The following is a 24,222-nucleotide window of genomic DNA, read 5'->3' on the forward strand; positions in this document are numbered from 1 at the left end:
ATGACTACCTTAGCGTAACGCCGCGGCTCAGTCTGGAACGATTGTGCAGCCGTTGCTCAGTGCCCGGCTGCGCAGGGCTTCGAAGCGCTCGCGCAGCCACAGATGCAATTGCGCCACTGCAGGTGTGAGCTGCTTGCGATGCGGGCAAACCAGGGTGATCGGGGCAGGCTCGCCGAGGAATTCGGGCAGGACGATCTCCAGTTCACCGGCGGTAATGTTGGCGCTGACATCCAGCCATGATTTATAGACGATGCCTTCGCCTTGAATGGCCAGGCGGCGGATGACATCGGCGTCATCACTGACCAGCGGCCCGCGCACCTGCACGGTGCGGTTGCCCAACTGCCACTTGTCGTACACCCGACTGTGTTGCATGTACAGCAGGCAGGCGTGCTGCTGCAGGGCCTCGGGGGTGAGCGGGTGGCCGTGGCGGGCCAGATAGTCAGGTGAGGCGACCAGCACCCGGCGGTTCCAGTCGGCCAGCGGCAGGGCAATGTAGTTGGCGTCCTGGTTGAGGCCATAGCGGATGGCCACATCCACTGGGTCGCGGTTGAGGTCGGCAATCTGGTCGGACAGGAAGAAGCGCAACTGCAGTGCCGGGTGCTCGCGGCGAAAGGCACTCAGCCACGGCAGCAGCATGTTGCGGCCCATGTCGGACGGTGCCGACACCTGCAGGGTGCCGCGCAGGGTATTGGGGTTGCCATGCAGGTCCTGCTGACCCTGGCGCAGGCTCTCCAGCACATTCAGCGCGGTGGGCAGGTAGCGCTCCCCTTCGGCTGTCAGGCGCAGGCTGCGGGTGGTACGAGCGAACAGGCGCACATCCAGGTCGCGCTCCAGGCGCTTGATCGCGGCAGCCACCTGGCCCGGCAGCAAGCCTGCTTCATGGGCGGCGGCAGTGAAGCTGCCCAGCACGCTGCTTCGGGCGAACAGTTCGAGGTCGGCGATGCGCAGCATTTTCACTCCAGGGATGAAAGTGTTGCTGTATTGTGCCGGTTTTTCTTTTTTGCTGGAAAGATAAGATGCGCGGCAAATCCACTGTTCATTTCTGGAGTTGTTGCATGGATACCGTCTCGCTGGCCAAGCGCCGCTACACCACCAAAGCCTACGATGCCTCGCGCCGTATTCCCCAGGCCACTGTCGATGCCCTGCTCGAACAACTGCGCCATAGCCCGTCCTCGGTCAACTCCCAGCCCTGGCACTTCATCGTCGCCGACAGCGCCGAAGGCAAGGCCCGCGTGGCCAAGAGCACCATGGAGCGCTATGCCTACAACTCGTCGAAGATCCTCGATGCCTCGCACGTGATCGTGTTCTGCACCCGCACCGAGATGACCGAAGCGCACCTGAATGCGGTGCTCGATCAGGAGGCTGCCGATGGGCGTTTCCGTGACGAGCAGGCGCGTGCGGCGCAGAACCAGAGCCGCCGGCATTATGTGGACCTGCATCGTTTTGACCAGAAGGATGTGCAGCACTGGATGGAGAAACAGACCTACCTGGCGTTGGGGACAGCCTTGCTCGGCGCGGCGGCACACGGGCTGGATGCCACACCCATCGAGGGCTTTGACAGCAAGGTGCTCGATGCCGAACTGGGCTTGCGTGAGCGTGGGTTTACAAGTGTGGTGATTCTCTGCCTGGGGTATCGCAGTGAGACGGACTTCAACGCTGGCTTGAACAAGTCGCGGTTGCCAGCTTCGCAGGTGTTCACTTTCCTGTGAGATCCTGGGGCCGCTTTGCGGCCCATCGCGACGCGAGGCCGCTCCCACCTCTACCGCATAGGCCTCAAGCCCTGTGCAGTAGAGGTGGGAGCAGCTGTCTTGTATTGCCTGGGCCGGCCTCATCGCCGGCAAGCCAGCTCCCACAGGTATTGCGCAGGATTTGAGGTCAATGCGGGCGAGGTGGGAGCTGGCTTGCCGGCGATGAGGCCGGCCCAGGTATTTAACCCCGGACAGCCGCTTGTTCTAACGCGTGTTTACCACAGTGCTGCTGATGCCGCTGCCAGCACCCGGCCGAACACTTCAAGCGCCTTGTCTACTTCAGCTTCGGTGCTGAAACGGCCGATACTCAAGCGCACGCTGTTGCGTGCCTGGCGCTCGTCCAGCCCCAACGCCAGCAACACATGCGAGGCTGCATTGCTTGCCGAATTGCAGGCCGAAGTGGTCGACAATGCCAGTTCACTGGCCAGTGCCGCGCTATTGAAACCTTTGCTGTCGATGCACAGGTTCAGCGTATGGGGAATGCGTTGTGTGGCACAGCCATTGAGGGTGACACCGGGCAGGGCCAGCAAGCCTTCCCGCAGGCGCCTGGCCAGTTGTTCGAGACGCAGGTGTTCGCTGTCGCCGGGCTGCCCGGCCAGGGCAAAGGCGCTGCCCATGCCGACGATCTGGTGGGTTGCCAGGGTGCCGGAACGCAGGCCCTGCTCATGACCGCCGCCGTGGATCTGCGCACGCATCAGCGCGCGGGCGCGCGGCCCAACGTAGAGCGCGCCGATGCCCTTGGGCCCATACACCTTGTGCGCCGAGAACGACATCAGGTCCACGGCCATCGCATTCAGGTCGATGGCCAGCTTGCCCACGGCCTGGGCGGCATCCACGTGCAGCAGGGCGCCGTGGGCACTTACGAGTTCGCCAATCGCGGCAAAATCGGTGATGGTGCCCAGCTCATTGTTGACCGCCATCAGCGACACCAGGCGGGTATCGGCGCGCAATGCCGCTTGCACCGCCTCGGGCTGGATCAGGCCGGCGCTATCGGGTGCCAGGCGGGTGACGGCCCAGCCTTGGCGTTCCAGTTCGGCCACCGTGTCGAGCACGGCCTTGTGTTCCAACTGGCTGGTGATCAAGTGCCCAGGCTGGCCGATGCCTTGGGCAATACCCTTGAGCGCCAGGTTGTTCGACTCGGTTGCGCCCGAGGTCCAGACCAGTGCCTCGGCCTGCGCGCCCACGCGTTCGGCCACTCGCTGGCGGGCCTGTTCCACCGCATCGCGGGCGGCTTGGCCGAAGGCATGGCCACTGGACGCCGGGTTGCCAAAGTTGGCCTGCCTGCCAAGGCAGGCGAGCATGGTTTCGATGACCCGGTCGTCGACCGGGGTGGTGGCGGCGTAATCGAAATAGAGCGGGGCGCTGGGCATTGGGGCGGGTCCATGTCTGTCGCCGTGAAATCGGCGATCGTTGGAGTAAGCGTACCCGCGGTTTCAGAGATATTTTTCGCTTCCAGTAGATCGTTTCCCAATTTTTGTAAGAATAATTTCTATAAATTTATGGCTGGATAGAATTTTTTTCTATTTTATACGAAGGGCTCACCAAAGAGCCCTCGTTGGCGTGTTCAGGCCAGCTCCAGCGCCTTTTCTTCCTCGGCCACCACGCGCTCGCACAACTCGGTGATCTGCTCGCGCATCCAGCGGTTGGCCGGGTCCTGGTCGGTGCTTTCATGCCAATACAGGTGCGTTTCCAGCGCGGGCACTTCCACTGGCAGTGGGTGGTAACGCAGTTGATGACGACGGGCGAAACGTTCGGGGACGGTCATCGCCATGTCGGTCTGTTGCAGCACTTGCGAAGCCATCAGGTAATGCTGCGAGCGCAGGGCGACCTTGCGCTGCACGCCCATCTTGCCCAACGCCAGGTCGACATAGCCCAAGCCGTTGCGGCGGCTGGAAATATGGATGTGGGTCATGCCCAGGTAGCTGTCGATAGTCAGCTTGCTGTCGGCCAGCGGGTGGCCTTGGCGCAGGGCGCAGACATAGCGGTCTTGCATCAGTTTGACGTGGCGCACCTGCGGGTCGGTGTTCAACGGCGCGTCGATGGCGAAGTCCAGGCGGCCGGCGGCGAGTTCCTTGGTGGTTTCGCGGCGCTTGCACAGGAAGCTCTCGATCAGCACAGCCGGCGCCAGGCGGCGCAGGCGCTGGAACAGAGGCGGCAAGATTACCGCTTCGGTCAGGTCGGTCATGCTGATGCGGAAGGTCTTGTTGGCCTGTTGCGGGTTGAAGATGCGGCTTTCCTGCACCGATGTGCGCAACAACGCTAGGGCATTGCGCACCGGGCCGATGATGTTCTGCGCCATGGGCGTAGGCACCATGCCCTGTGCGGTGCGCACGAACAGTGGGTCGTTGAAGGTTTCGCGCAGCCGCGAAAGGGCGTTGGACACTGCTGGCTGGGTAATGCCGACGATCTGCCCGGCGCGGGTCAGGTTGGCTTCGGTGTAGATCGCATCGAACACGATGAACAGGTTGAGGTCGACCTTGCTGAGGTTCATGGGCGCCGCTCTTTGTTGGAATTATCGGTCGATCATATATCGGTTATGAATGTTTATACACGTGGAAAATAGACTAGGTGGATCGGGCAATGCTGCTCTAGGCTCTGCTCCATGTACTCCGAACCGTGAAGGTAGCCCCGATGGATTTCGCCTATTCGCCCAAGGTCCAGGCACTGCGCGAGCGTGTCACCGCGTTCATGGACGCCTACGTCTACCCCGCCGAAGCGGTGTTCGAGCGCCAGGTTGCCGAGGGCGACCGCTGGCAGCCCACCGCGATCATGGAAGAACTCAAGGCCAAGGCCCGCGCCGAAGGGTTGTGGAACCTGTTTCTGCCCGAGTCGGAATATGGCGCCGGGCTGAGCAACCTGGAATACGCCCCGCTGGCGGAAATCATGGGCCGCTCGCTGCTCGGGCCGGAACCGTTCAATTGCTCGGCGCCAGACACCGGCAACATGGAAGTGCTGGTGCGCTATGGCAGCGAAGCGCAGAAACGTCAGTGGCTGGAGCCGCTGTTGCGTGGCGAGATCCGCTCGGCATTCGCCATGACCGAACCGGACGTGGCCTCTTCGGACGCCACCAACATGGCCGCCACCGCCGTGCGTGACGGTGACGAATGGGTGATCAACGGCCGCAAGTGGTGGACCTCCGGCGCCTGTGACCCGCGTTGCAAGGTCATGATCTTCATGGGCCTGTCCGATCCGCAGGGGCCACGCCACCAGCAGCATTCGATGGTGCTGGTGCCCACCGATACGCCCGGGGTGAAGATCGTCCGGCCACTGCCGGTGTTCGGCTATGACGATGCCCCCCACGGCCACGCCGAAGTCCTCTTCGAGAACGTACGGGTGCCTTACGAAAACGTGATCCTCGGCGAGGGCCGCGGTTTCGAGATCGCCCAAGGGCGCCTTGGCCCGGGCCGTATCCACCACTGCATGCGCTCGATCGGCATGGCCGAGCGTGCGCTGGAACTGATGTGCAAGCGCTCGGTGGAACGCACGGCGTTCGGCCGGCCACTGGCGCGCCTGGGCGGTAACGTCGACAAGATTGCCGACTCGCGCATGGAAATCGACATGGCTCGGCTGCTGACGCTGAAAGCGGCGTACATGATGGACACGGTCGGCAACAAGGTGGCCCGTAGCGAGATCGCGCAGATCAAGGTGGTGGCGCCGAACGTGGCGCTGAAGGTGATCGACCGGGCGATCCAGATGCATGGCGGAGCAGGGGTGAGCGGCGACTTCCCGCTGGCCTACATGTACGCCATGCAGCGTACCCTGCGCCTGGCCGACGGGCCAGATGAAGTGCACCGGGCGGCGATTGGCAAGTATGAGATAGGCAAGTATGTGCCGGCGGAGATGATGCGTAGCGGACGGTGATTTGGTCAGCCGGCACTGGCCTCTTCGCGGGTGAATCGGATCGCCGCACCGCCGCTCCCACATTGCCCTGCTAACTCAATGAGTTATGTGCAATTCTGTGGGAGATGACCCAGCCCTTGGGCTGCGCTGTCGCGCAGAGAACTCAATTCGTTAGCGCGACGCGGCCTCTGTGGGAGCGGGCGTGTCGAGGCGTCGAACCGCCGCGAAGAATCCAACGCGGTGAATGGCACCGGCTGCGCCGGTGTTCGCGGGCACGCCCGCTCCCACAGGGACCCTGCTAAATCAATGAGTTATGTGCAGTTCTGTGGGGGCGGGTTTACCCGCGAATGAGGCCCTTCAAGGTTTACTGCGTCTTCAGGTCCACCACCAGGTCTTTGGCAGCCTTCGTCGCCAGTACGCTCATGAGCCTGCTGATTTCATCCTGCCTGCCAACGCCTGCTTCGGCACCTCCCATCATCACGCTCGGCACCGGCGCGCGTGCAGCAGCCTCCGCCCAGGCTCGGTTGATCTGCACCAGCGCGTCGAGTTTGGTTTGCAAGGCGCCATCCGCCTTGATCGAGGCCTCGCGGGCGTAAGCTTCGGCATCGGCAGTGATCTTGGTGGCTTCGGCATTCACACGGGCCTTGTCCCGCAGCAACTCGGCCGTTTGCTTGTCGATCTCGGCACGCCGCTTTTCCCGTTCGGCGTTGATCAGCGTGAGCTGTTTCTCGGTCTCGGCTTCGGTAGTACGTTCGATCTGCTGGCGCAGGCTCTCCTGGCGCTTGGCCTCGACGTCCTTGGCGCCGCGAGCGGAAACCAGCTCCTTCTCTTCTTCCTCCTTTAACCGGTTCTGCCGGGCCACGGCCAATTCCGCCAACGCCTGTTGCACCCGAACCATGCGCTGCTGGTACTGCGGGTTGGGGTCGATATGGGTGACGCGGGCGTCGACAACCTCAACGCCAAACAGGCGGAATTGCTGCTGTTTGCGCAGCTCTTGGCCGTTTTTGTCCAGCTTCTTTTCAATGATGAAACGCGTTGCGCTGTTGTCGCCAAAACTGCCCTGTTCAGTGCCAGCTTGCAGAATCGCGGTCTGGGCTGGATGGTTGTCGCGTTGCACGCGTATTTCCTTGCGGCTGGTCAGGTACAGGCCGTTGCGCAGCTGGTTCTCGAACTCGGCACCGAAATGGCTGCGATTGCCGGCGTAGTAGTCGTCGGCGCTCATCAGCGAGGCCGTGGCCTGTAGCGTTTCCTTGACCGCGGGTAGCAGTGCCCGCTGCAGGAAGTTGTCGGGTGTGCGGTACTCCTGGGCAATCTTCAAGAACGCCTCGCCTGAAGGCAGGCGAAACTGGGTACTGAATTCGGCCTTGGCATCGACGTTGCCCAGGAAAACGATAGGCAGGTTTTCCAGCGTGATCGAAGGGTGCCCACCCCGTGTGTCCTCCGGGTTGTCCATCCGCAAGGACGACTGGACGCCGATGGTACGGCGCCAGGCTGTACTGCGGCCGAACCACTTGGTTGCGTAGCCAACGTCCTCGACCACTTTCTCCTCACCGAAGATCGTGCGTACGTGGGTCATCTGGCCGGCCTCATTATAGAAGAACACTTCGTTGAAAATTACTGCCAGGGTGCCGGCAGCAAGGATTGGGATGGCAACGGCGGCAATTAGCTTGCGGTTGATACGTAATTTTGTAAGTTCAGGAATAGGTAGTTTTTGCATGGTGCACCCCTTGTGCGGAAAGCATGCATGCTGACGAAGCGGACTGAAGAATAACAACCAGATGAGCAGGGCTTGTGATGTAGGAAAGTTCACTTGAGCCATTAAGAAAAATCTGTAGAAGATCCCTGGGACGGTAAGCTTGGCTAGTTTGTAGGAAACTTCTGATTTTTGATTACAGGCACTTGAAGTCTCTCTGCTGGTGTTAGGTTTCCAGACCTGAACCATGTACAGGGAGCTTGTAGATGCGCGCCAATCTAGCGGGAAAAGGTCAGGCAGTAGATGGTGATGTCACCACAACGGGTGCTGTCTGTATTGCGACAGGGGCCGGATATCTAGACGAAGGCCGAATGGTGCTCCGCGAAGGCGACCAGACCACGCCATGCCCCCTTTGTGGGCAGGTGGGAACAGTCGCCGAAGGTGTGGATCACTTTATTTCCGGTGACCGGCGGGTGGCCATGGACGGTGCGCTGGTGGTCTGTGACTGTTCGCCGGGCAGTAACCGGGTGGTCGCTCCGTTGCATGAGGCCCCGCCGTCCAGGCGGTCAATTGAGCGTGCGAATGCCAGCTTTGCCGAACCGGTGGCAGCTGCTGTGTCCCCCGAACGCTTCTCCCAACCTGTAATGAGTGCTCTGCCTGGTACGTTGGAACCTGGGTTCTACATCGTTCCCCGGCGCATGTCGTTCGCCCAGGTGCTGCTGCAATTGGCCGAGCACGATGCCACTTTGCCGATTTCCCGGTTACAACGGCTTAACCCGACGTTTGCACTAGGGTTCAAAGCAGGGGAGATCTTCGTTATCGGTGATCCTGATAACGGCGATGCCTGTACACGCGAAGAGGGGCAACTGATGGCTGCGGCGCAGCACGCACGGCGCGCACTGGAAGTGCTCGATTTCGCCGAAGCGGATTTCATGATGCAGCACCAGGCCGAGATCGCCGGCTTGCTCAGCAACGCCAGCCAGTCCATGGGCGTGGGTAAGGATATGCTGGATCAAGGTTTAAAACAGGTCGGCAATACGTTGACCAGTATCGAGCAACTGCATCAGCGCGAGTTCATGCGCCATGGTCACTTGAACAGCCCCAGCTTCTTCGCTGAACGGCGACAGCTTCTGCAGCAGCTTGACGGTCAGTTGAAAGCGGCATTTCTTAACAAACAGTTGAACCTGGGGAGCTACGAGCGGCTGAAGAAGAGCTTGAATATTTCGACCAAGAGCCTCGTGCATCATTGGTCGAAGGCGGGTGGACCGGGGCAGATTCCGGGGTATGTGACGCATCTGGACAAGGTGGCGCGGCTTAGCAAGTACCTTGAGTATGGCGGGTATGCTGCAATTGGGCTGGGGGGTACGTCATCTTATCTGAAAGTGCAGGAGGTCTGTGGTGCAGGTGAAACTGAAGACTGCCGGAAAGTCCGATTCACCGAAACGGGTAGTTTCGCTGGTGGCTTAGGAGGAGGAATGGTGGGAGGTTACATCGCAGGTGCTGCCGCTACGGCGCTATGCGGTGTTTTCGCGGTGGGTACCGGCGGCCTTGGTGTTCCCGTATGCGGGATTGTCCTGGTTGGCGCCGGGTCTGCGGCAGGCTCTATTGGTATTGGCGCAGCTGGCGAGAAGGTGGGTGAAATGATTTATGAGGTGGTGGATGATTGACTTTGATAGCTGGTCGCCATACTTGCAAATAGCTTTCTTAGTTGCGCCCTTCATCATCGGCCTTGTCGGTATTGCTATGAATGTACAGATAGCGCTGTCGAAGGATTTTGATATCGCTCTTTCAGCGATTACCAGTAATCCCTACCTGGAACAGATGAAGCCCGTATGGGGCGGAGGGAATCTGAGGTCTCGATGTTTACTGATGAGCACGGTAAGCGCGTTGGTTACATTTCCTTGGCTTCATTTGCGCTTGGGATGGTTGGACGAGGCGGAACTTGAAAGGTTTCCGCCCAAGTTGAGGCGAAAATTAGGGGCAGCTCTTTGGCTGATCCTGATCTCATCAGTCTGGGCGGCGGTGGGTTATTTCATTATAAAGAAATGATTTTCGCTCAGATTCGTAACCTCAGACCCGCATCTGCGGGTCTTCCTTTTTATTGCTAAATTCACCACCGGCATTCGCAGGCTTTTTGGGTTGAATCTCCGCCTCCCCCCGTGTCTTCAGCAACGAAACCACCACCCCACCCAGCAACAACCCGAACGTCACCCCCAGCGACAACAACGCCGGCACCTTGCCCACCATGCCGTGATAGAAGATCTTGCAACCAATGAAGATCAACACCATCGCCAACGCATACTTGAGGTAAACGAACCGGTGCATCAACGCCGCCAGCGCAAAATACAGCGAGCGCAACCCGAGGATGGCGAAGATGTTCGAGGTATAGACGATGAACGGGTCCTGGGTGATGGCGAAGATTGCCGGCACGCTGTCGACGGCGAACACCAGGTCGGCCAGTTCGATCAGCACCAGCGCCATGAATAATGGGGTGGCATAGCGCAGCGCCTTGCTGTGCCCGGCTGGGGTCTGGCGCACGAAGAAATGCGAGCCGTGGATCTGGTCGGTGACCCGCATGTGCCGGCGCACGAACTTCAGTATGGGGTTGTTGGCCAGGTCCGGGCGGCTGTCTTCCTTCGACAGCGCCATCTTCACCCCGGTAAACAGCAGGAAGGCACCGAAGATATACAGTACCCAGGCGAAGTTTTGCACCAGCGCCGCGCCCACGCCGATCATGATCGCCCGCAGGAACACCACCCCCAGGATGCCCCAGAACAACACGCGGTGCTGGTAGCGGCGGGGGATGGCAAAGTAGCTGAAGATCATCGCCATGACGAACACGTTGTCCATCGACAGCGACTGCTCGACCAGGAAACCGGTGTAGAACTCCAGTGCCGACTGCGCGCCCAATTGGTACCAGACGCCGGCCCCGAACAGCACGCCGACGCTGAAGTAGCCCGAGTACAGCAGCAGGCTTTCGCGCATTTCGATTTCCCGGTCGTGGCGATGCAGCACGCCCAGGTCGAGCACCAGCAACCCGATGACGATGGCCATGAACAACAGCCACAACCAGGCACTGGTACCGAGGAACGGGGTGGTGAGGAATGTCTGTAGAGCTGTCATGAGCCCCTCCTTGAATGTCGACGTTGCATGGCAACAGTGATCCGACATGGCGGCCTGGTAGCCGTCAGAGGGGCCCGGTATCACATGGGCTTGAGCCTAGACCCGTTTGCCGGTGATGCCGAATGGCGAGCTGTTACATTTCTTTGCATGCAATATCTCATTGCGAATTGTTTTCAATTGTAAACGATTGGCAGTCGATATTAAGATGCGCGCGCTGCCGCAGAGCAGTACGCCAGCGGCGTGGCAACAGCCAATAACAACAATACCGATGATTAGCCCCCAACGTACTGACAGACCAAAAGGGGCATCAAGCGTGCAACAGCACCATTCTCTGGAGACGGTACACGGGGCAGGGATCGCCTCCAACGTCCGCCTGCGGCGCCAGCCGCTGGCATTGGCCATTCTGGCGGCGAGCCTTGCCGTACCGGGAGGCATCGTCTGGGCCGAAGAAGCCAATGGCAAGGGCACCCTGGAGCTGGGGGCCACGGCCATTACCGATACTGCTCTGGGGGAGACGACCGAGGGCACGCATTCCTATACCACTGGTGCCACCCGCACTGCCACGCGCATGGCCTTGTCGCCGCGTGAAACGCCCCAGTCGGTGAGCGTGATCACCCGCCAGCAGATGGACGACCAGAACCTCACCAGCATCAGTGACGTACTGGCCAAGACCCCGGGCGTTACGGTGACCAAGCTCGACAGCAACCGCGCCAGCTTCCAGGCGCGCGGTTTCGAGATCGACAACTTCCAGATCGATGGCATCCCTGCGGCGTTTCGCTTCGGCAATGGCATCGACCAGACCGACATGGTCATCTATGACCGCGTCGAGGTGCTGCGTGGCGCCACTGGCCTGCTCAGCGGCTTCGGTAGCCCATCGGCAACGGTGAACCTGGTGCGCAAGCGGCCCACCCGCGAACTTTCCGGTTACGTATCCCTGGGCGCTGGTAGTTGGGATACCTACCGTGGTGAATTCGACATCGGCGGTGCCCTTACACCCGAGGGCAACGTGCGTGGCCGCTTCGTCACCGCTTATGAGGACGGCCAGTCGTTCATGGACAACCTGTCCGAGAAGAAGCAAGTGATGTACGGCATCGTCGAAGCCGACCTCTCAGACGATACATTGCTCAGCGTTGGCCTCAGCCGTCAGACCAACCGCCCCGAGGGCTCGTCCTGGGGCCCCTCCACGGCCCTGGTCGACAGCACCGGTAGCGGTTTCAGCATGCCGCGCTCGTTCAACCCGGCTACCAAGTGGAGCCAGTGGGACAACACCAACGACAACCTTTTCGTGACCCTGGAACAGCGCCTGGCCAACGACTGGTCGATCAAGGCCTCGGCCAGCCGTACTGAAACCGATGCGCCGATAACCCTCGGTTCGGCCGCCAGCGGCAACCCCAACCCGGTCGATGGCAGCGGCATGGGCGTGTGGCTGGGGCGCTACCGTTACAAGACCGACCAGAACGCCTACGACCTGTATGCCAACGGGCCGTTCCAGTTGTTGGGGCGCGAGCATGAACTGGTGCTGGGTGTGTCCCATCGTGACATTCGTGCCCACGAGGACAACTGGCCGTTCTTCTTCGGCAGTGCGCCGAACATCTTCCAATGGGATGGCAACTTCCCCGAGCCGGACTGGGGCCGCCCCAGCAGCAAGGTCGATACCCGCCTGCAGGAGAGCGCCGCATACCTGACCGGGCGCTTCAAACCTACCGACAACCTTTCGCTGATCGTGGGCAGCCGCTTGTCCAACTGGCAGCTCGACAGCACCCGTCTGGACACTGCCACTGGCCAGCGCAGCAAGACCCAGGACCTGGAAGAGAACGGCGTGGTGGTGCCCTATGCCGGGGTGGTCTATGACCTGAACGACAACTGGTCGGTGTATGGCAGCTACACCAGCATCTTCAAGCCACATGAAAGCGAGGAAGACATCAATGGCAAGATGATCGAGCCGGAGGAGGGCGATGCCTATGAGGTCGGACTCAAGAGCGCGTTCTACGACGGCCGCCTGAACGCCAGCCTGGCGTTGTTCGAAGTGCGCCAGGACAACCTGCCTGAGCTGGTCGGCTTCGACGCGGCCAGCAACACCTCGATCTATCGCGCCGTACAGGGCGCCAAGACCCGCGGTTTCGAGCTGGAAGTGGCGGGTGAACTGACGCCCGACTGGCATGTTCAGGGTGGTTTCACCCATCGCATCACCAAGGATGGCGATGGTGAAAAGATCGCCACCATCGAGCCTGAGAACCTGCTGCGCCTGTCGACCACCTACCGCCTGCCGGGTGCCTGGAACAAGCTTACCGTGGGCGGCTCGGCCAATTGGCAGAGCAAGGTGTGGAAGGACCTTTACAACCCGGCCACCGACGCCGACGACTACCGGCACACCCAGGCCAGCTACCTGACCCTGGATGCCATGGCCAGGTACCAGGTGACCGAGCAGCTGTCGGTGACACTCAATGGCAACAACCTGACCGACAAGCGTTACTACAGCAACCTGGGCTTCTACAACGGCGGCTTCTATGGCGACCCGCGTAATTTCATGCTGACTACACGTTACAACTTCTGAGGCTGCTGTTCTTTATTGGGAGATGACCCAGCCCTATGGGCTGGGCGATCTCCTACAGAAGTCAGTACACCCACACCTCTACTCGCCGGTTACGCAGCCGTCCTTGTTCCAGCTCATTCCCGGCCACCGGCAGTTCATCGCCCATTCCCATCACCTCCAGCACCTCGACCCCGTCGCGCGCCAGCTCGCGGCGCACCGCCTGGGCGCGCAGGCGCGAGAGCAGGGCGGCGCGCCCGGGTGTTTCCTTGGGGTCGCCAAAGCCCACCAGTACCGCCTTGCTTCGCAACTTGTCGGCCTGGCGCAGGTACTCGGCCACCCGCTGTACATCGCGCAGGGCCTTGTTGTCGAGGCTGGCGCTGCCTTCCTGGAAGCGGAAGTTCACGCTCAACCGCTGTGCCTGCTGGGCCAGGGTGCGATAACGCGGCGGCATGTCGGCCTGGGGCGGGACAGGCTGGGCTTTGACCTGCTGCGAAACGAAGCCCTGCTGGGCGACGATCGCCTGGCCGGCCGGGCTCTGGGCAAAATCGGCCAAGGCCCTGGCCTGGGGCTTGGGATTGGCCGGTAGGTAGAAATACAGGCGCCGTGACAACGGGTAGTCCTCGCTGGCCACCAGTGCGCGCTCCGGCAGCATGGCTGGTGCGTCGCCTTCGGCCACCGCCAGCACCTTGGCCCCGTGTACCGCGGCCAGGCTGCTGAAACCGATGGCCTGGCGGTCGGCGCCCACCCGCGCGGCCAGTTCGTCACTGGACTCGAAACGCTGGGCCTTGGCCGACAGTTCGCTGTGCTGCGGTTCCAGCACCAGTGCCTTGAAGGTTTCGTAGGTGCCGGAGCGGTCATCACGGGCGTACAGGTGAATGGCCCCGCTGGCAACGCCCAATTGCTCCCAGCGCTGGATCTGGCCGGAGAAAATCTGCGCCAATTGCCCTGTAGTGAGTTGCGGCAGTGGGTTGTCGGGATGGACGATGACCGCGACGCCATCCAGGCCGATGACTTGCTCGGCGGCAGCAGCGCGCAGGTCGCCCAGGGCCCGCAGCTGGCGCACTTCGCTGTCGTTGATCGGCCGCGAGGCGGCGGCCAGGTCGGCCTCGCCCCGACCGAGGGCGACGAAGCCGGTGCTGGAGCCGTGGGCGGCGATGTCGACGCGCACGGGCTGCCCATGTATGTCGCGCGCGGTGATCACCGTCTCGTTAGGCTGCTTGCCCGGTTGTTGTTCGATCGCGCTGGCTTGCTGCGCGCGCAATTGCCCCTGTACCAGTGCCGGCAGCAAGGCCGCGCCAATGGTGTTCGAGCCTTGCGCACGCAAGTACGCGGGCTCGGCCGGGGTCGCTAGCGGTAGCAGGATGAGCAGCAAGACAAGCAGGCGGGGCATGCCGGGTGGCCCTATGGCATAGAGTTGGCCGGCAGATTACGACAGTGGCGTGATGATAATGTGACAGTCCGTAGGCGGCCCTTTCTGATGTCTGTCAGTTAGCGTTACTGGGGCTGCTTCGCAGCCCATCGCCGGCAAGCCAGCTCCCACAGGGATAGCGCATGGCTTGAGGTCGATGCGGTCTAGGTGGGAGCTGGCTTGCCGGCGATGGGCCGCAAAGCGGCCCCGGCAATCTCAATGCGCCCCGGCGGATTTGCTCAGGTCACTCTCGGCCCACTCGGTATAGATGCATGCATCAGCCACCGCCCAACGCACTTTCACGGTATCGCCCGGCTGCATCGGCATTCCCGCGGCCGACAATGCCTTCACCGTCAGCTCGGTACCACCCGCGGTCACCACATGGCAGGTCTGGCTCTCACCCAGGAACAACACTTCGCCAACCTTGGCACTGACCTCGTTCCAGCCCGCCGGCAGCGGCTCGCGCGCGGCCTGTTCGGCGGTCAGGGCCAGGGCCTTTTCCGGGCGCACCATGATCAGCGCATCCTGCGAGGCGGCCAGGCCCGGGGTCAGGCGGATGGCCACCGGCTGGCCCTCGAAGCTGCCCGCGCCATTGCTGCTGGCCTTGATCCGCAGGAAGTTGGAGTTGCCCAGGAACGAAGCCACGAAGGCATTCGGCGGGTTCTGGTACAGGTCGTAACCGGTGCCAAGGCCGACGATCTTGCCGTGGCTGAAGATGGCGATGCGCTGCGAAAGGCGCATGGCTTCTTCCTGGTCGTGGGTGACGTAGACAATGGTAATGCCCAGCCGCCGATGCAACTGGCGCAGTTCGTCCTGCAGGTCTTCGCGCAGTTTCTTGTCCAGTGCGCCGAGCGGTTCGTCCATCAGCAGGATGCGTGGCTCGTACACCAGCGCCCGGGCAATCGCCACGCGCTGCTGCTGGCCACCGGACATCTGCGACGGCTTGCGATGGGCGAACTTCTCCAACTGCACCAGCTTGAGCATGGCGTCGACCCGCTTGTTGGTCTCGGCGGCGCCCAGTTTGCGGATGGCCAGGGGGAAGCCAATGTTGTCGCGCACGTTCAGGTGCGGGAACAGCGAGTAACGCTGGAACACCATGCCGATGTCGCGCTTGTGCGGCGGCACGTTGACCAGCGACTGGCCATCGACCAGGATCTCGCCGCTGCTGGGCGTTTCGAAGCCGGCCAGCATCGACAGGGTAGTGGACTTGCCCGAGCCGCTGGAGCCGAGGAAGGTCAGGAACTCGCCGTCCTGGATTTCCAGGTCGAGGTTGTCCACGGCGGTGAAGTCGCCGTAGTGCTTGTTCAGGCCACGCAGGCTGACCAGGGTCTTGTTCTGCGCGTTGTCTTTGATCACTGCACTCATTGTTGTTTTCTCCGTGCGCTCAGGCGTTGGCTTCGGTGCGCCGGCGCAAGGCGGCGGCAATGAACATCACAAGCAGCGACAGGCCGATCAGCAGGGTCGAGGCCACGGCAATGACCGGGCTCAGGTCCTGGCGCAGGGTGGTCCACATCTTCACCGGCAGGGTCTGCAGGTCGGGGCTGGCCATCATCACGCTCAGCACCACTTCATCCCACGACACCAGGAAGGCGAACAAGCCACCGGCGATCATGCCCGGGCGAATCGCCGGGAAGGTGACCTTGAAAATCGCCTGCAGGCGCGAGGCACCGCAGATCACTGCAGCATCCTCGATCGACTGGTCGAACAGCTTCAGCGAGTTGATGATCGAGATGATGGTGAAGGGCAGGGCGACGATCACGTGGCTGACCACGAAGGCGAACAGCGTGCCGGTGTAGCCGAGCTTGAGGAACAGCGCGTACACCGCCACGGCGATGATCACCAGCGGCACGATCATCGGCATGGTGAACAGCCCATACAGCAGCTCGCGGCCCGGGAAACGGCCACGTACCAGGGCGAACGCGGTGGGCAAGCCCAGCAGCACGGCGGCGATGGTGGTCAGTACGGCCACTTTCAGGCTGGCCAGCGCGGCGTCCATCCACTCCGGGTTGGAGAAGAACTGGCCGTACCACTTGAAGGTCCAGCCCGGTGGCGGAAACACCAGCCACTGCGATGAGCCAAACGACAGCAACACGATGAACACCACCGGCAGCAGCAGGAAGGCCGCGATGACCCCGGTGGTCAGGTACAGGCCCGTACGCAGCGGGCGGCCCATGGCATTGGGAGACAGGAGCATGGCGGTTTACCTCGCGTTGCCAACCGGGGATTCCGGCTGCAGCTTCAGGTACAGGTAGAAGAGCACCAACGTGATCACCACCAGCAGTGCGGCGGCGGCGCTGGCCAGGCCCCAGTTGAGGAACGACTGCACCTGCTGGATGATGAATTCGGGCAGCATCATGTTCTGCGCACCGCCGAGCAGGGCCGGGGTGACGTAGTAACCGAGCGACATCACGAACACCATCAGCGCCCCGGAGAACAGCCCCGAGCGGCACAGCGGCAGGAATACCTTCCAGAAATTGGTCCATGGGCTGGCGCCACAGATCGAGCCGGCCTGCAGCACCATCGGGTCGATGGCGTGCATGGTCGCCTGCAGCGGCAGCACGATGAACGGGATCATGATGTAGCTCATGCCGATCACCACGCCGGTCAGGTTATGCACCATTTCCAGCGGGGTATCGATGATACCCATGGCCATCAACGCCTTGTTGATCACCCCCGAGCTCTGCAGCAGCACCAGCCACGAGTAGGTGCGCGCCAGCAGGCTGGTCCACATCGACAGCAGCACGATGTTCAGCAACCAGCGGCCCCAGCCCTTGGGTACCAGGGTGATCGCCCAGGCCAGCGGGAAGCCCAGCAGCACACTGATCAGGGTGACCACGCCGGCCACCGAGAAGGTGTTGAACAGCACCCTGGCGTAGGCCGAGTTGGCGAACAGTTGCTCGTAGTTGCCCAGCCCCGGTGTTGGCTCCAGCACCCCGCGCAGCAACAGGCCGACCAGCGGGGCGAAGAAGAACAGGCCAAGGAACAGCAGGGCTGGCAGCAGGTTGCGGCTGCCTTTCCAGCGTTGGCTCAGGCTTGTACGGCGGGGGGCCGTTCCCGGGGCGCCGGCGCCGGTGGGGGCACCTTGCGCGTTATGCAGGGCGTTGATGGCGACTTTCATTTGACCAACCACTCATTCCAGCGGGCCGCGATGGCCTGGCCGTTCTTGGCCCAGTAGGCGAAGTCGAGGGTGACCTGGTCCTGGGCGTAGGCGGTTGGCAGGTTTGGCGCCAGGTCCTTGTCGAGCTTGGCCACGCTGTCGACGTTCACCGGCGCGTAGGCGGTCTTGTTGGCGAATTCGGCCTGGCCTTCGGCGCTGCTGGCGTTGGCCAGGAACTTCATGGCCGCGTCCTTGTTCTTGGCGCCTTTGGGGATGACCAGGAAGTCGGCCATGACCAGGTTCTGCTTCCAGCTCACACCCACTGGTGCACCGTCTTGCTGCAGGGCGTAGACGCGGCCGTTCCAGAACTGGCCGAGCGAGGCTTCACCCGAGGCCAGCAGTTGTTGCGACTGGGCACCACCGCCCCACCAGACGATGTCTTTCTTGATGGTGTCGAGCTTCTTGAAGGCGCGGTCCAGGTCCAGTGGGTACAGCTTGTCGGGGGTTACGCCGTCGGCCAGCAGGGCCAGTTCCAGTACGCCGGGGCTGGGCCATTTGTACAGGGCGCGCTTGCCGGGATAGGTCTTGGTGTCGAACAGCGCGGTCCAGTCCACTGGCTTGTTGGCACCGAGCTTGCCTTCGTTGTAGCCGAGCACGAAGGAGAAGAAGAACGAGCCGACGCCATGGTCGGAGACGAAGCGCGGGTCGATCTGGTCGCGCTTGATCTGGTTGAAGTCGAGGGGTTCGAGCAGGCCTTCACTGGCCGCGCGCAGGGCAAAGTCGGCTTCGACGTCGACCACGTCCCACTGCACGTTGCCGCTTTCGACCATGGCCTTGAGCTTGCCGTAGTCGGTGGGGCCGTCCTGGACGACTTTGATCTCGGTGGCTTTGGTGAAGGGTACGGCCCACGCTTCTTTCTGGGCGTCTTGGGTGGTACCGCCCCAGCTGACGAAATTGAGACTTTCGGCGGCCTGGGTGGCCTGACATGCCAGGGTCAGCAGGCTGGCGGACAGCACTGCGGTTACACGTTTGCTCAACAGCATGGTTACGCCCTCGTTGCTTTTGTTATTCGAGGCGGGCTTGTGGTGCGCCCGCCAACAGTATTCGGGGAGCAGCTAAAACAAAGTGCTTGGTGGCCGTTTTTGATTGTAGGTACTGGCCAGCAGATTCAAGGTCTACGGGATATCATATTATGGTATTCCAAGTTTTTCGCAAGAGGTATGCGGCGACCGGCCATCACTCCGTCTTCTCGGAAATACCGCGGGCCCTGTGGGAGCGGGTTCACCCGCGAATACAATGGTGATGCCACCGACGCATTCGCGGGTAAACCCGCTCCCACAGGGGCCTGCTAAATCAGTTGCTTATGTGTTCTCAGCCAACTATCCCGGGCTCGAACGGAATGCTCTGCACCACTTCCAGCTCATACCCCGCCAGGCCCGCATACTTCAGCGGTGGCCCCAGGTGACGCAGCTTGCCCACGCCAAGGTCCTGCAGAATCTGCGCCCCGGTACCGACCTCTGAATACACCTTCGACTGCCCGCGTTGATAAGGCCGTACCGGCTGGGTCAGCTGCGGCACGCGTTCGAGCAGGGCCTGGGAGGATTCATGGTTGGCCAGGATCACCACCACGCCGGTGCCTTCCTCGGCCACCTTCTGCAGCGCCGCCCATAGCGTCCAGTTGGCCGGGCCGGCGTATTCGGCGCCCACCAGGTCGCGCAGCGGGTCGATCACATGCACCCGCACCAGGGTCGGCTGGTCGCGGCGGATGTCGCCCATGACCATGGCCATGTGCACGCCACCTTCGATGTGGTCTTCGTAAGTGACCAGGCGGAAGGTGCCATGCACGGTCGGCAGTTCGCGTTCGCCGATGCGCTTGATGGTGTGCTCGGTGCTCAGGCGGTAATGGATCAGGTCGGCGATGGTGCCGATCTTGATGCCATGCCGGGCGGCGAACACTTCCAGGTCGGGGCGGCGGGCCATGCTGCCGTCATCGTTGAGCACTTCGACGATCACCGAGGCCGGGGTGAAGCCGGCCAGCCGCGCCAGGTCGCAGCCGGCTTCGGTGTGGCCGGCGCGGGTCAGCACGCCGCCTTCGCGGGCGCGCAGGGGGAAGATGTGGCCGGGTTGTACCAGGTCTTCGGGGCGGGCGTCGGGGGCCATGGCCGCGGCCACGGTGCGTGCCCGGTCGGCGGCGGAAATGCCAGTGGTGACGCCGGTGGCGGCCTCGATCGACACGGTGAACGCGGTGCTGAACACGCTGCCGTTGGCCGGTACCATCTGCTCCAGGCCCAGGCGTTGGCAGTGCTCGTCGGTCAGGGTCAGGCAGATCAGGCCGCGCGCTTCGCGGGCCATGAAGTTGATGGCCTGGGCGTCGCAACGCTCCGCGGCAATCAGCAGGTCGCCTTCGTTTTCCCGGTCCTCGTCATCCACCAGCAGGACCATCTTGCCTTGCCGGTAGTCCTCGAGAAGTTCTTCGATGGTGTTGAAAGCCATGTTGCACGCTCACTGTGTCAGGGTGATTTTATGGTATACCATCATACACAAATATCGCTGTGACAGGAGAGCAACGCATGAAGGCCTATTGGATCGCCCATGTGGACGTGACCGACCCCGAGCAATACCAGCAGTACACCCAGCGCGCCCCGGCTGCCTTCAAGGCATTCGGCGGCCGCTTCCTGGCCCGTGGCGGGCGCAGCGAGGCAATGGAAGGGCGGCCTACCCCTCAGCGTAGCGTGGTGATCGAGTTCGATTCGTATGAGCAGGCGGTGGCCTGTTATAGGTCGGCGCTGTATCAGGAGGCGTGCAGCCATCGCCAGGGAGTGGCGAAGGCAGAGGTGATCATTGTCGAAGGGTTCGAGCCCTGAGTTAACTGCTGATGGCCTCTTCGCGGGCAAGCCCGCTCCTACAACGGTTGTGCGGTCGTTGTAGGAGCGGGTTTACCCGCGAAGAGGCCGGTGCAGGTGGCTACAGCAACTCATCCACCTCAACCCAGCCACCATCGAACTCACTCATGGCATCCAGCACCGCCTCCTGGAAGTACGCCAGCGAAGCCCGATCGAACAGTAACTGCAACGCCGGCAATTCATCACGCCCGACATTCACCACGATCACATTGATCCGCGCCGCCGAGGTCTGGGCCACGGCACCGACCGGAAACGCCTGCGCCCGCAAATCCACCCCGCACAACTTGGCCATCACCGCGCTGCCATGCACCCCCGACAGCTGCAACCAGGCATGGCTGTCCTGACGCGGCAGCAGGTAATTGCGCTGGTCATCCAGCACCCACTCGGCCTCTGCGCCAGCCACCCGTGCACCGTCATCGGCCAGGCTGCCCAACATCAGGTACTCGCTCTGCGACAACCGCACCACCCAGCCGCCGTCCTCCTGGCGCAGGGCCTGGTTGGGTAGCGACGGCAAGCGGTAGCCACGCGCCTGCAGATAGGCGGCACTGTCGCCCCCACGAAACCCGACCCGAGCCAGATCGCTCAGGTCGGTCAACGCGCAGGTGTGCAACAACTCGGCCCGCGGGCTGCGTGGAACAAAAGCTTCGGCTTGCAAAAGGGTCATGGCTCAGAGCTCCTGGCGCAGGTTGTCGGGATCGAAGAAGGGCAGTGGCACCACCTTGGCATTGACCATCACGCCGCCCTCCACGCGGATCGGGATGCACATGCCAGGTGTGGCCTGGTGGGCGCCGGCGTAGGCCAGGCCGATGATCTGCCCCAGGGTTTGCGAGTACTCGCAGGAGGTGACGTTGCCGCTGATGTCCGGGCCGTCGAGCACCAGATGGCCCTCCAGCGGCTGCGGGCTGCCCTTGGGCAGGCTGAAGCCGACCAGCTTGCGCTTGAGCGGCTGCGCCTCGAGGATCTCGATCGAGCGCTTGCCGACGAAGAATGGCTTCTTGCGGCCAATGGCCCACTGCATGTCGATCTCTGCCGGGTGGGTCATGCCGTCGGTGTCCTGGCTGATGATCACATGGCCCTTTTCCAGGCGCAGCAAGCGCTGGGTCTCGACGCCGAAGGGGCGAATGCCCAGCCCCGCGCCAGCCTGCATCAGGGCGTCCCACAGGCGTTCGGCGTGCCGCGCCGGCACGTGGACTTCGTAGCCCAGTTCACCGACGAAGCCGACCCGCAAGATCCGCGCCGCAATGCCGGCCACCTTGCCCTGGCGTACGCCGAGGTAGGGGAAGGCTGCGGCCGACAGCTCGACATCGTCACACACCTTGGCCAGTACCTGGCGTGATAGCGGCCCGGCCAGGTTGACCGCGGCCAAGGCGGCGGTGACGTTGGTGATATCCACGTCCAGGCGCCACTGCGCGTTCCACTTGAGCATCTGCTGGTAGATGCGATCTACACCGCTGGTGGTGGCGGTGACGTAGAAGTGCTGCTCGCCCAGGCGCGCGCAGACACCGTCGTCGATCACCACGCCATGTTCGTTGGTCATCAGCGCATAGCGGGTGCGGCCGATGGCCAGCTTGGCGAAGCCGAAAGTGTACAGGCGCTCCAGCAGTTCGGCAGCATCGGGGCCGCGCACGTCCAGGCCGCCGAGGGTGGAAACGTCGATCAGGCCGACCTTCTCGCGTACATGGCGGGCTTCTTCCTGCATGCAACGCTCGCGCTCCCCAGGCTTGCCGTAATAGGCCGGGCGCTGCCAGATACCGGCAGGCATCATCTTCGCCCCGGCTTCCAGGTGGCGGCAGTGCATCGGCGTTTGCCGGTATGGGGTGAAGGCGCGTCCGGCAATATGCGCCAGTTTTTCCGCCTGGAACGGTGGGCGGGCGGTGGTCACGCCAGTCTCGCCGATGCTGCGGCCAGTGGCCTGGGCCACCAGGCGCGCGGTGGGCAGCGCTGAATGACGGCCCTGGGACGGGCCCATGCCGACCGTGGAGAAGCGCTTGACCAGTTGCACGTCGCGGTAGCCGCTGCGGGTGGCATTGACGATATCGCGCACTTGCAGGTCTTCGTCGAAGTCGACGAAATCCTTGCCCTTGGGGTGGGGGAAGATCGGCCAGGGGAAGTTGACCTTGGCCTCGGCGCTGAACCGCGACGGCGCAGGCGCCGGCAAGCCCAGCGCGGCCAAAGCCTCGGCGGCGCCACGGCTGGCGTCGGCCAGTACGTTGTCCAGGCGGTGGCGACCGTTCACCGAGCCGGCGATGTCCAGCCCGGCCGGCAAGTGGCTGATGGCGAATTCGTCGCGGTTGCCGTCGTAGGCCAGCTTGCCGCCGGCCTGGCACAGCAACTGGTACACCGGCATGTAGCCGGCCGACATGCACAGCAGGTCGCAGGCCAGGCGCAGGCCATGCGGGCCGACCTTGCCCTGGCCGGTGATCGGGCGAATGTCCACGCCACTCACATGGCGCAGGCCCGCTTCGTGCAGCGCCTCGTACACGGTGCTGCCCAGGTGCACGGGGATATCGCGGCGCTGCAGTTCGGCGGCCAGCGCGGCATCGGCCGGCGCGGCGCGCATGTCGACCAGCGCGGCGACGGCAACACCTTGCTCCTGCAGGTCGAGGGCGGCCAGGTAGCCGTCGTCGTGGCCAGTGAGGATCACCGCGCGCTGGCCAGGCTTGACCGCGTACAGCTTCATCAGCCGTTGCGCGGCACTGGTCAGCATCACCCCGGGCAGGTCGTTGTTGCGGAACACCACCGGTTGGTCGAACGAACCGGCTGCCACCAGGCAACGGGTGGCGCGTACCTTGTACAGGCGCTTGTGCTGGATCACCGGCAGGTAGTTGTCGGTGAACCAGCCGTTGCAGGTGGCCTCGCACAGCACCTGGATGTTCGGGTGGCCCTCGACAGCAGCCTGCAGCTCTTGGCGCAGGCTGGCGGCACGGGTGCCGGCGATGTCGAAGCGGGCGTAGGTCAGCGAGCCGCCGAGCACCGGCTGTTGTTCGACCAGCAACACCTTGGCCCCGGCATTGGCCACGTCCAGCGCGGCGCGCAGGCCGGCCGGGCCGGCACCGATGATCGCCACATCGACAAACAAGTAGGCCTTGTCGTAGTACTGCGGCTTGAAGCCGAGGTCGAGCACGCCCAGGCCGGCCTTCTTGCGGATCAGCGGCTCCCAGACCTTCCACATGCCCTTGGGCTTGTAGAACGAGCGGTAGTAGAAGCCTACCGGCATGAAGCGTGAGAACTTGCCCAGGTAGGCGTCGCGGTCGTGCTCCAGGCTGCCGTTGAAATTCTGTCCTGCGACCACCTGGCCGTCGCGGGCCGCCTCCAGGTCGGCCAGCACGTTGGGCTCGTCGGGCAGTTGCACCAGGGTGTTGGCATCTTGCCCGGCCAGGCTCAGCGGGCCACGCGGGCGGTGGTATTTGAACGAGCGCGACAGCAGCCAGCGGCCATTGCCGAGCAGGGCGCTGGCGATGCTGTCACCGGCAAAACCCTGGCAGGGCTGGCCGTCGAATTCGAAACGCAAGGGCCGCTCGCGGTCGATCAGCAGGCCCATCGGGGCGGGGAGGCGCGTGTGGCTGTTCATCCGGCAATCTCCGGTGTGGCGGTCTGGGCAAAGTCGACGCGGCGGTCGAACAGCGCTTTAGGGTCGAAAGTGCGGAGCACCAGGTCGCTCACGGTGTGGCGCTCGGCCAGGAACCAGTAGCTGGAGGCGTTGTGCAGCCACCACTCGAGTACCACCCCGGCCAGGTTGTCGCTGTTGAACACATAGTCGGCCCACTCGGCGTCGCTGCAGCTGGCCGGGTCGGGCATGTGCTTGCATTCGCCGCCGTAGGTGAACTCGCTGATGTTGCGCGGGCCATTCAAGGGGCAAGTCAGGATCTTCATCGTG

General features: G+C 62.8%; 20 protein-coding genes. 6 read left to right on the top strand and 14 right to left on the bottom strand.

What is annotated here, in order from left to right; all coding sequences use genetic code 11:
* Positions 1-27: 27 nt before the first annotated feature.
* Complete coding sequence (locus TZ03_RS20810) at positions 28-951, bottom strand: LysR family transcriptional regulator (RefSeq protein WP_051100101.1); 924 nt, start codon at positions 949-951, stop codon at positions 28-30.
* Positions 952-1,055: 104 nt separating this feature from the next.
* Here TZ03_RS20810 and TZ03_RS20815 point away from each other — a divergent pair, with 104 nt between their 5' ends.
* Complete coding sequence (locus TZ03_RS20815; protein ID WP_051100104.1) at positions 1,056-1,709, top strand: oxygen-insensitive NAD(P)H-dependent nitroreductase NfsB; 654 nt, start codon at positions 1,056-1,058, stop codon at positions 1,707-1,709.
* Positions 1,710-1,963: 254 nt separating this feature from the next.
* Here the strand turns inward: TZ03_RS20815 and TZ03_RS20820 are convergent, their stop codons facing one another.
* The gene (locus TZ03_RS20820) at positions 1,964-3,118 is read right to left on the bottom strand and encodes a cysteine desulfurase family protein (protein ID WP_051100106.1); all 1,155 of its coding nucleotides are present in this window, start codon (positions 3,116-3,118) and stop codon (positions 1,964-1,966) included.
* 194 nt (positions 3,119-3,312) lie between these two features.
* Positions 3,313-4,239: a LysR family transcriptional regulator gene (locus TZ03_RS20825; RefSeq protein WP_051100108.1), complete on the bottom strand. Its 927-nt coding sequence runs from the start codon at positions 4,237-4,239 to the stop codon at positions 3,313-3,315.
* Between the two features lie 140 nt (positions 4,240-4,379).
* Here TZ03_RS20825 and TZ03_RS20830 point away from each other — a divergent pair, with 140 nt between their 5' ends.
* A complete protein-coding gene (locus tag TZ03_RS20830; RefSeq protein ID WP_051100110.1) occupies positions 4,380-5,609 on the top strand; it encodes an acyl-CoA dehydrogenase in 1,230 nt (409 codons plus the stop codon).
* Between the two features lie 343 nt (positions 5,610-5,952).
* On the opposite strand, the gene TZ03_RS20835 is transcribed toward TZ03_RS20830, so the two are convergent.
* A complete protein-coding gene (locus TZ03_RS20835; RefSeq protein ID WP_051100113.1) occupies positions 5,953-7,305 on the bottom strand; it encodes an SPFH domain-containing protein in 1,353 nt (450 codons plus the stop codon).
* A gap of 242 nt (positions 7,306-7,547) precedes the next feature.
* On the opposite strand from TZ03_RS20835, the gene TZ03_RS20840 reads away from it, so the two are divergent.
* Together TZ03_RS20840 and TZ03_RS20845 are read left to right on the top strand one after the other, a co-directional pair.
* Positions 7,548-8,948 (top strand): PAAR domain-containing protein, encoded by a 1,401-nt coding sequence (locus TZ03_RS20840; protein ID WP_051100114.1) that lies wholly within the window; start codon positions 7,548-7,550, stop codon positions 8,946-8,948.
* Positions 8,941-9,330, top strand: a complete 390-nt coding sequence (locus TZ03_RS20845) for a hypothetical protein (protein WP_051100116.1) — start codon at positions 8,941-8,943, stop codon at positions 9,328-9,330. The genes TZ03_RS20840 and TZ03_RS20845 overlap by 8 nt, the downstream gene beginning before the upstream one ends.
* 21 nt (positions 9,331-9,351) lie before the next feature.
* Here TZ03_RS20845 and TZ03_RS20850 read toward each other — a convergent pair whose 3' ends face one another.
* Complete coding sequence (locus TZ03_RS20850; RefSeq protein WP_051100118.1) at positions 9,352-10,404, bottom strand: TerC family protein; 1,053 nt, start codon at positions 10,402-10,404, stop codon at positions 9,352-9,354.
* Between the two features lie 313 nt (positions 10,405-10,717).
* On the opposite strand from TZ03_RS20850, the gene TZ03_RS20855 reads away from it, so the two are divergent.
* Complete coding sequence (locus TZ03_RS20855; protein ID WP_236692864.1) at positions 10,718-12,958, top strand: TonB-dependent siderophore receptor; 2,241 nt, start codon at positions 10,718-10,720, stop codon at positions 12,956-12,958.
* A 61-nt stretch (positions 12,959-13,019) separates the two neighbouring features.
* Here the strand turns inward: TZ03_RS20855 and TZ03_RS20860 are convergent, their stop codons facing one another.
* The 6 genes from TZ03_RS20860 to ribBA all read right to left on the bottom strand — a co-directional run bounded on the left by TZ03_RS20860 (position 13,020) and on the right by ribBA (position 19,935).
* Complete coding sequence (locus TZ03_RS20860) at positions 13,020-14,327, bottom strand: substrate-binding domain-containing protein (RefSeq protein WP_051100120.1); 1,308 nt, start codon at positions 14,325-14,327, stop codon at positions 13,020-13,022.
* A 234-nt stretch (positions 14,328-14,561) separates the two neighbouring features.
* Positions 14,562-15,710 (bottom strand): ABC transporter ATP-binding protein, encoded by a 1,149-nt coding sequence (locus TZ03_RS20865; RefSeq protein ID WP_051100122.1) that lies wholly within the window; start codon positions 15,708-15,710, stop codon positions 14,562-14,564.
* A 19-nt stretch (positions 15,711-15,729) separates the two neighbouring features.
* Positions 15,730-16,539 carry an ABC transporter permease gene (locus tag TZ03_RS20870; protein ID WP_015270845.1) on the bottom strand — a complete coding sequence of 270 codons (810 nt, stop codon included), beginning with the start codon at positions 16,537-16,539 and terminating at the stop codon, positions 15,730-15,732.
* A 6-nt stretch (positions 16,540-16,545) separates the two neighbouring features.
* A complete protein-coding gene (locus TZ03_RS20875; protein WP_051100124.1) occupies positions 16,546-17,463 on the bottom strand; it encodes an ABC transporter permease in 918 nt (305 codons plus the stop codon).
* Positions 17,460-18,485, bottom strand: a complete 1,026-nt coding sequence (locus tag TZ03_RS20880) for an ABC transporter substrate-binding protein (RefSeq protein WP_051100126.1) — start codon at positions 18,483-18,485, stop codon at positions 17,460-17,462. Before TZ03_RS20880 ends, TZ03_RS20875 begins: the two co-directional genes overlap by 4 nt.
* Positions 18,486-18,813: 328 nt before the next feature.
* Positions 18,814-19,935: a bifunctional 3,4-dihydroxy-2-butanone-4-phosphate synthase/GTP cyclohydrolase II gene (ribBA, locus tag TZ03_RS20885; RefSeq protein ID WP_051100128.1), complete on the bottom strand. Its 1,122-nt coding sequence runs from the start codon at positions 19,933-19,935 to the stop codon at positions 18,814-18,816.
* Between the two features lie 77 nt (positions 19,936-20,012).
* Between ribBA and TZ03_RS20890 the strand changes: the two genes are divergently transcribed.
* A complete protein-coding gene (locus tag TZ03_RS20890; RefSeq protein WP_023049469.1) occupies positions 20,013-20,306 on the top strand; it encodes a DUF1330 domain-containing protein in 294 nt (97 codons plus the stop codon).
* A gap of 100 nt (positions 20,307-20,406) precedes the next feature.
* Here the strand turns inward: TZ03_RS20890 and TZ03_RS20895 are convergent, their stop codons facing one another.
* From TZ03_RS20895 to TZ03_RS20905, 3 genes are read right to left on the bottom strand one after another with little or no spacing between them, the layout of a single operon-like run.
* Positions 20,407-21,009 carry a sarcosine oxidase gene (locus TZ03_RS20895; RefSeq protein WP_051100130.1) on the bottom strand — a complete coding sequence of 201 codons (603 nt, stop codon included), beginning with the start codon at positions 21,007-21,009 and terminating at the stop codon, positions 20,407-20,409.
* Positions 21,010-21,012: 3 nt separating this feature from the next.
* On the bottom strand, positions 21,013-23,916 hold the full coding sequence (locus TZ03_RS20900; protein WP_051100132.1) for a 2Fe-2S iron-sulfur cluster-binding protein: 2,904 nt from the start codon (positions 23,914-23,916) through the stop codon (positions 21,013-21,015).
* A complete protein-coding gene (locus TZ03_RS20905; RefSeq protein WP_051100134.1) occupies positions 23,913-24,218 on the bottom strand; it encodes a sarcosine oxidase subunit delta in 306 nt (101 codons plus the stop codon). Before TZ03_RS20905 ends, TZ03_RS20900 begins: the two co-directional genes overlap by 4 nt.
* Positions 24,219-24,222: the final 4 nt, after the last annotated feature.

The organism is Pseudomonas sp. 10-1B, from assembly GCF_000935045.1.
GTDB lineage: Bacteria > Pseudomonadota > Gammaproteobacteria > Pseudomonadales > Pseudomonadaceae > Aquipseudomonas.

What these genes read in the sequence shown, in the direction of transcription:
- TZ03_RS20810 (WP_051100101.1), bottom strand. Translation starts at nt 951, where the DNA reads ATGCTGCGCATCGCCGACCTCGAACTGTTCGCCCGAAGCAGCGTGCTG.
- TZ03_RS20815 (WP_051100104.1), top strand. Translation starts at nt 1,056, where the DNA reads ATGGATACCGTCTCGCTGGCCAAGCGCCGCTACACCACCAAAGCCTAC.
- TZ03_RS20820 (WP_051100106.1), bottom strand. Translation starts at nt 3,118, where the DNA reads ATGCCCAGCGCCCCGCTCTATTTCGATTACGCCGCCACCACCCCGGTC.
- TZ03_RS20825 (WP_051100108.1), bottom strand. Translation starts at nt 4,239, where the DNA reads ATGAACCTCAGCAAGGTCGACCTCAACCTGTTCATCGTGTTCGATGCG.
- TZ03_RS20830 (WP_051100110.1), top strand. Translation starts at nt 4,380, where the DNA reads ATGGATTTCGCCTATTCGCCCAAGGTCCAGGCACTGCGCGAGCGTGTC.
- TZ03_RS20835 (WP_051100113.1), bottom strand. Translation starts at nt 7,305, where the DNA reads ATGCAAAAACTACCTATTCCTGAACTTACAAAATTACGTATCAACCGC.
- TZ03_RS20840 (WP_051100114.1), top strand. Translation starts at nt 7,548, where the DNA reads ATGCGCGCCAATCTAGCGGGAAAAGGTCAGGCAGTAGATGGTGATGTC.
- TZ03_RS20845 (WP_051100116.1), top strand. Translation starts at nt 8,941, where the DNA reads ATGATTGACTTTGATAGCTGGTCGCCATACTTGCAAATAGCTTTCTTA.
- TZ03_RS20850 (WP_051100118.1), bottom strand. Translation starts at nt 10,404, where the DNA reads ATGACAGCTCTACAGACATTCCTCACCACCCCGTTCCTCGGTACCAGT.
- TZ03_RS20860 (WP_051100120.1), bottom strand. Translation starts at nt 14,327, where the DNA reads ATGCCCCGCCTGCTTGTCTTGCTGCTCATCCTGCTACCGCTAGCGACC.
- TZ03_RS20865 (WP_051100122.1), bottom strand. Translation starts at nt 15,710, where the DNA reads ATGAGTGCAGTGATCAAAGACAACGCGCAGAACAAGACCCTGGTCAGC.
- TZ03_RS20870 (WP_015270845.1), bottom strand. Translation starts at nt 16,539, where the DNA reads ATGCTCCTGTCTCCCAATGCCATGGGCCGCCCGCTGCGTACGGGCCTG.
- TZ03_RS20875 (WP_051100124.1), bottom strand. Translation starts at nt 17,463, where the DNA reads ATGAAAGTCGCCATCAACGCCCTGCATAACGCGCAAGGTGCCCCCACC.
- TZ03_RS20880 (WP_051100126.1), bottom strand. Translation starts at nt 18,485, where the DNA reads ATGCTGTTGAGCAAACGTGTAACCGCAGTGCTGTCCGCCAGCCTGCTG.
- ribBA (WP_051100128.1), bottom strand. Translation starts at nt 19,935, where the DNA reads ATGGCTTTCAACACCATCGAAGAACTTCTCGAGGACTACCGGCAAGGC.
- TZ03_RS20890 (WP_023049469.1), top strand. Translation starts at nt 20,013, where the DNA reads ATGAAGGCCTATTGGATCGCCCATGTGGACGTGACCGACCCCGAGCAA.
- TZ03_RS20895 (WP_051100130.1), bottom strand. Translation starts at nt 21,009, where the DNA reads ATGACCCTTTTGCAAGCCGAAGCTTTTGTTCCACGCAGCCCGCGGGCC.
- TZ03_RS20900 (WP_051100132.1), bottom strand. Translation starts at nt 23,916, where the DNA reads ATGAACAGCCACACGCGCCTCCCCGCCCCGATGGGCCTGCTGATCGAC.
- TZ03_RS20905 (WP_051100134.1), bottom strand. Translation starts at nt 24,218, where the DNA reads ATGAAGATCCTGACTTGCCCCTTGAATGGCCCGCGCAACATCAGCGAG.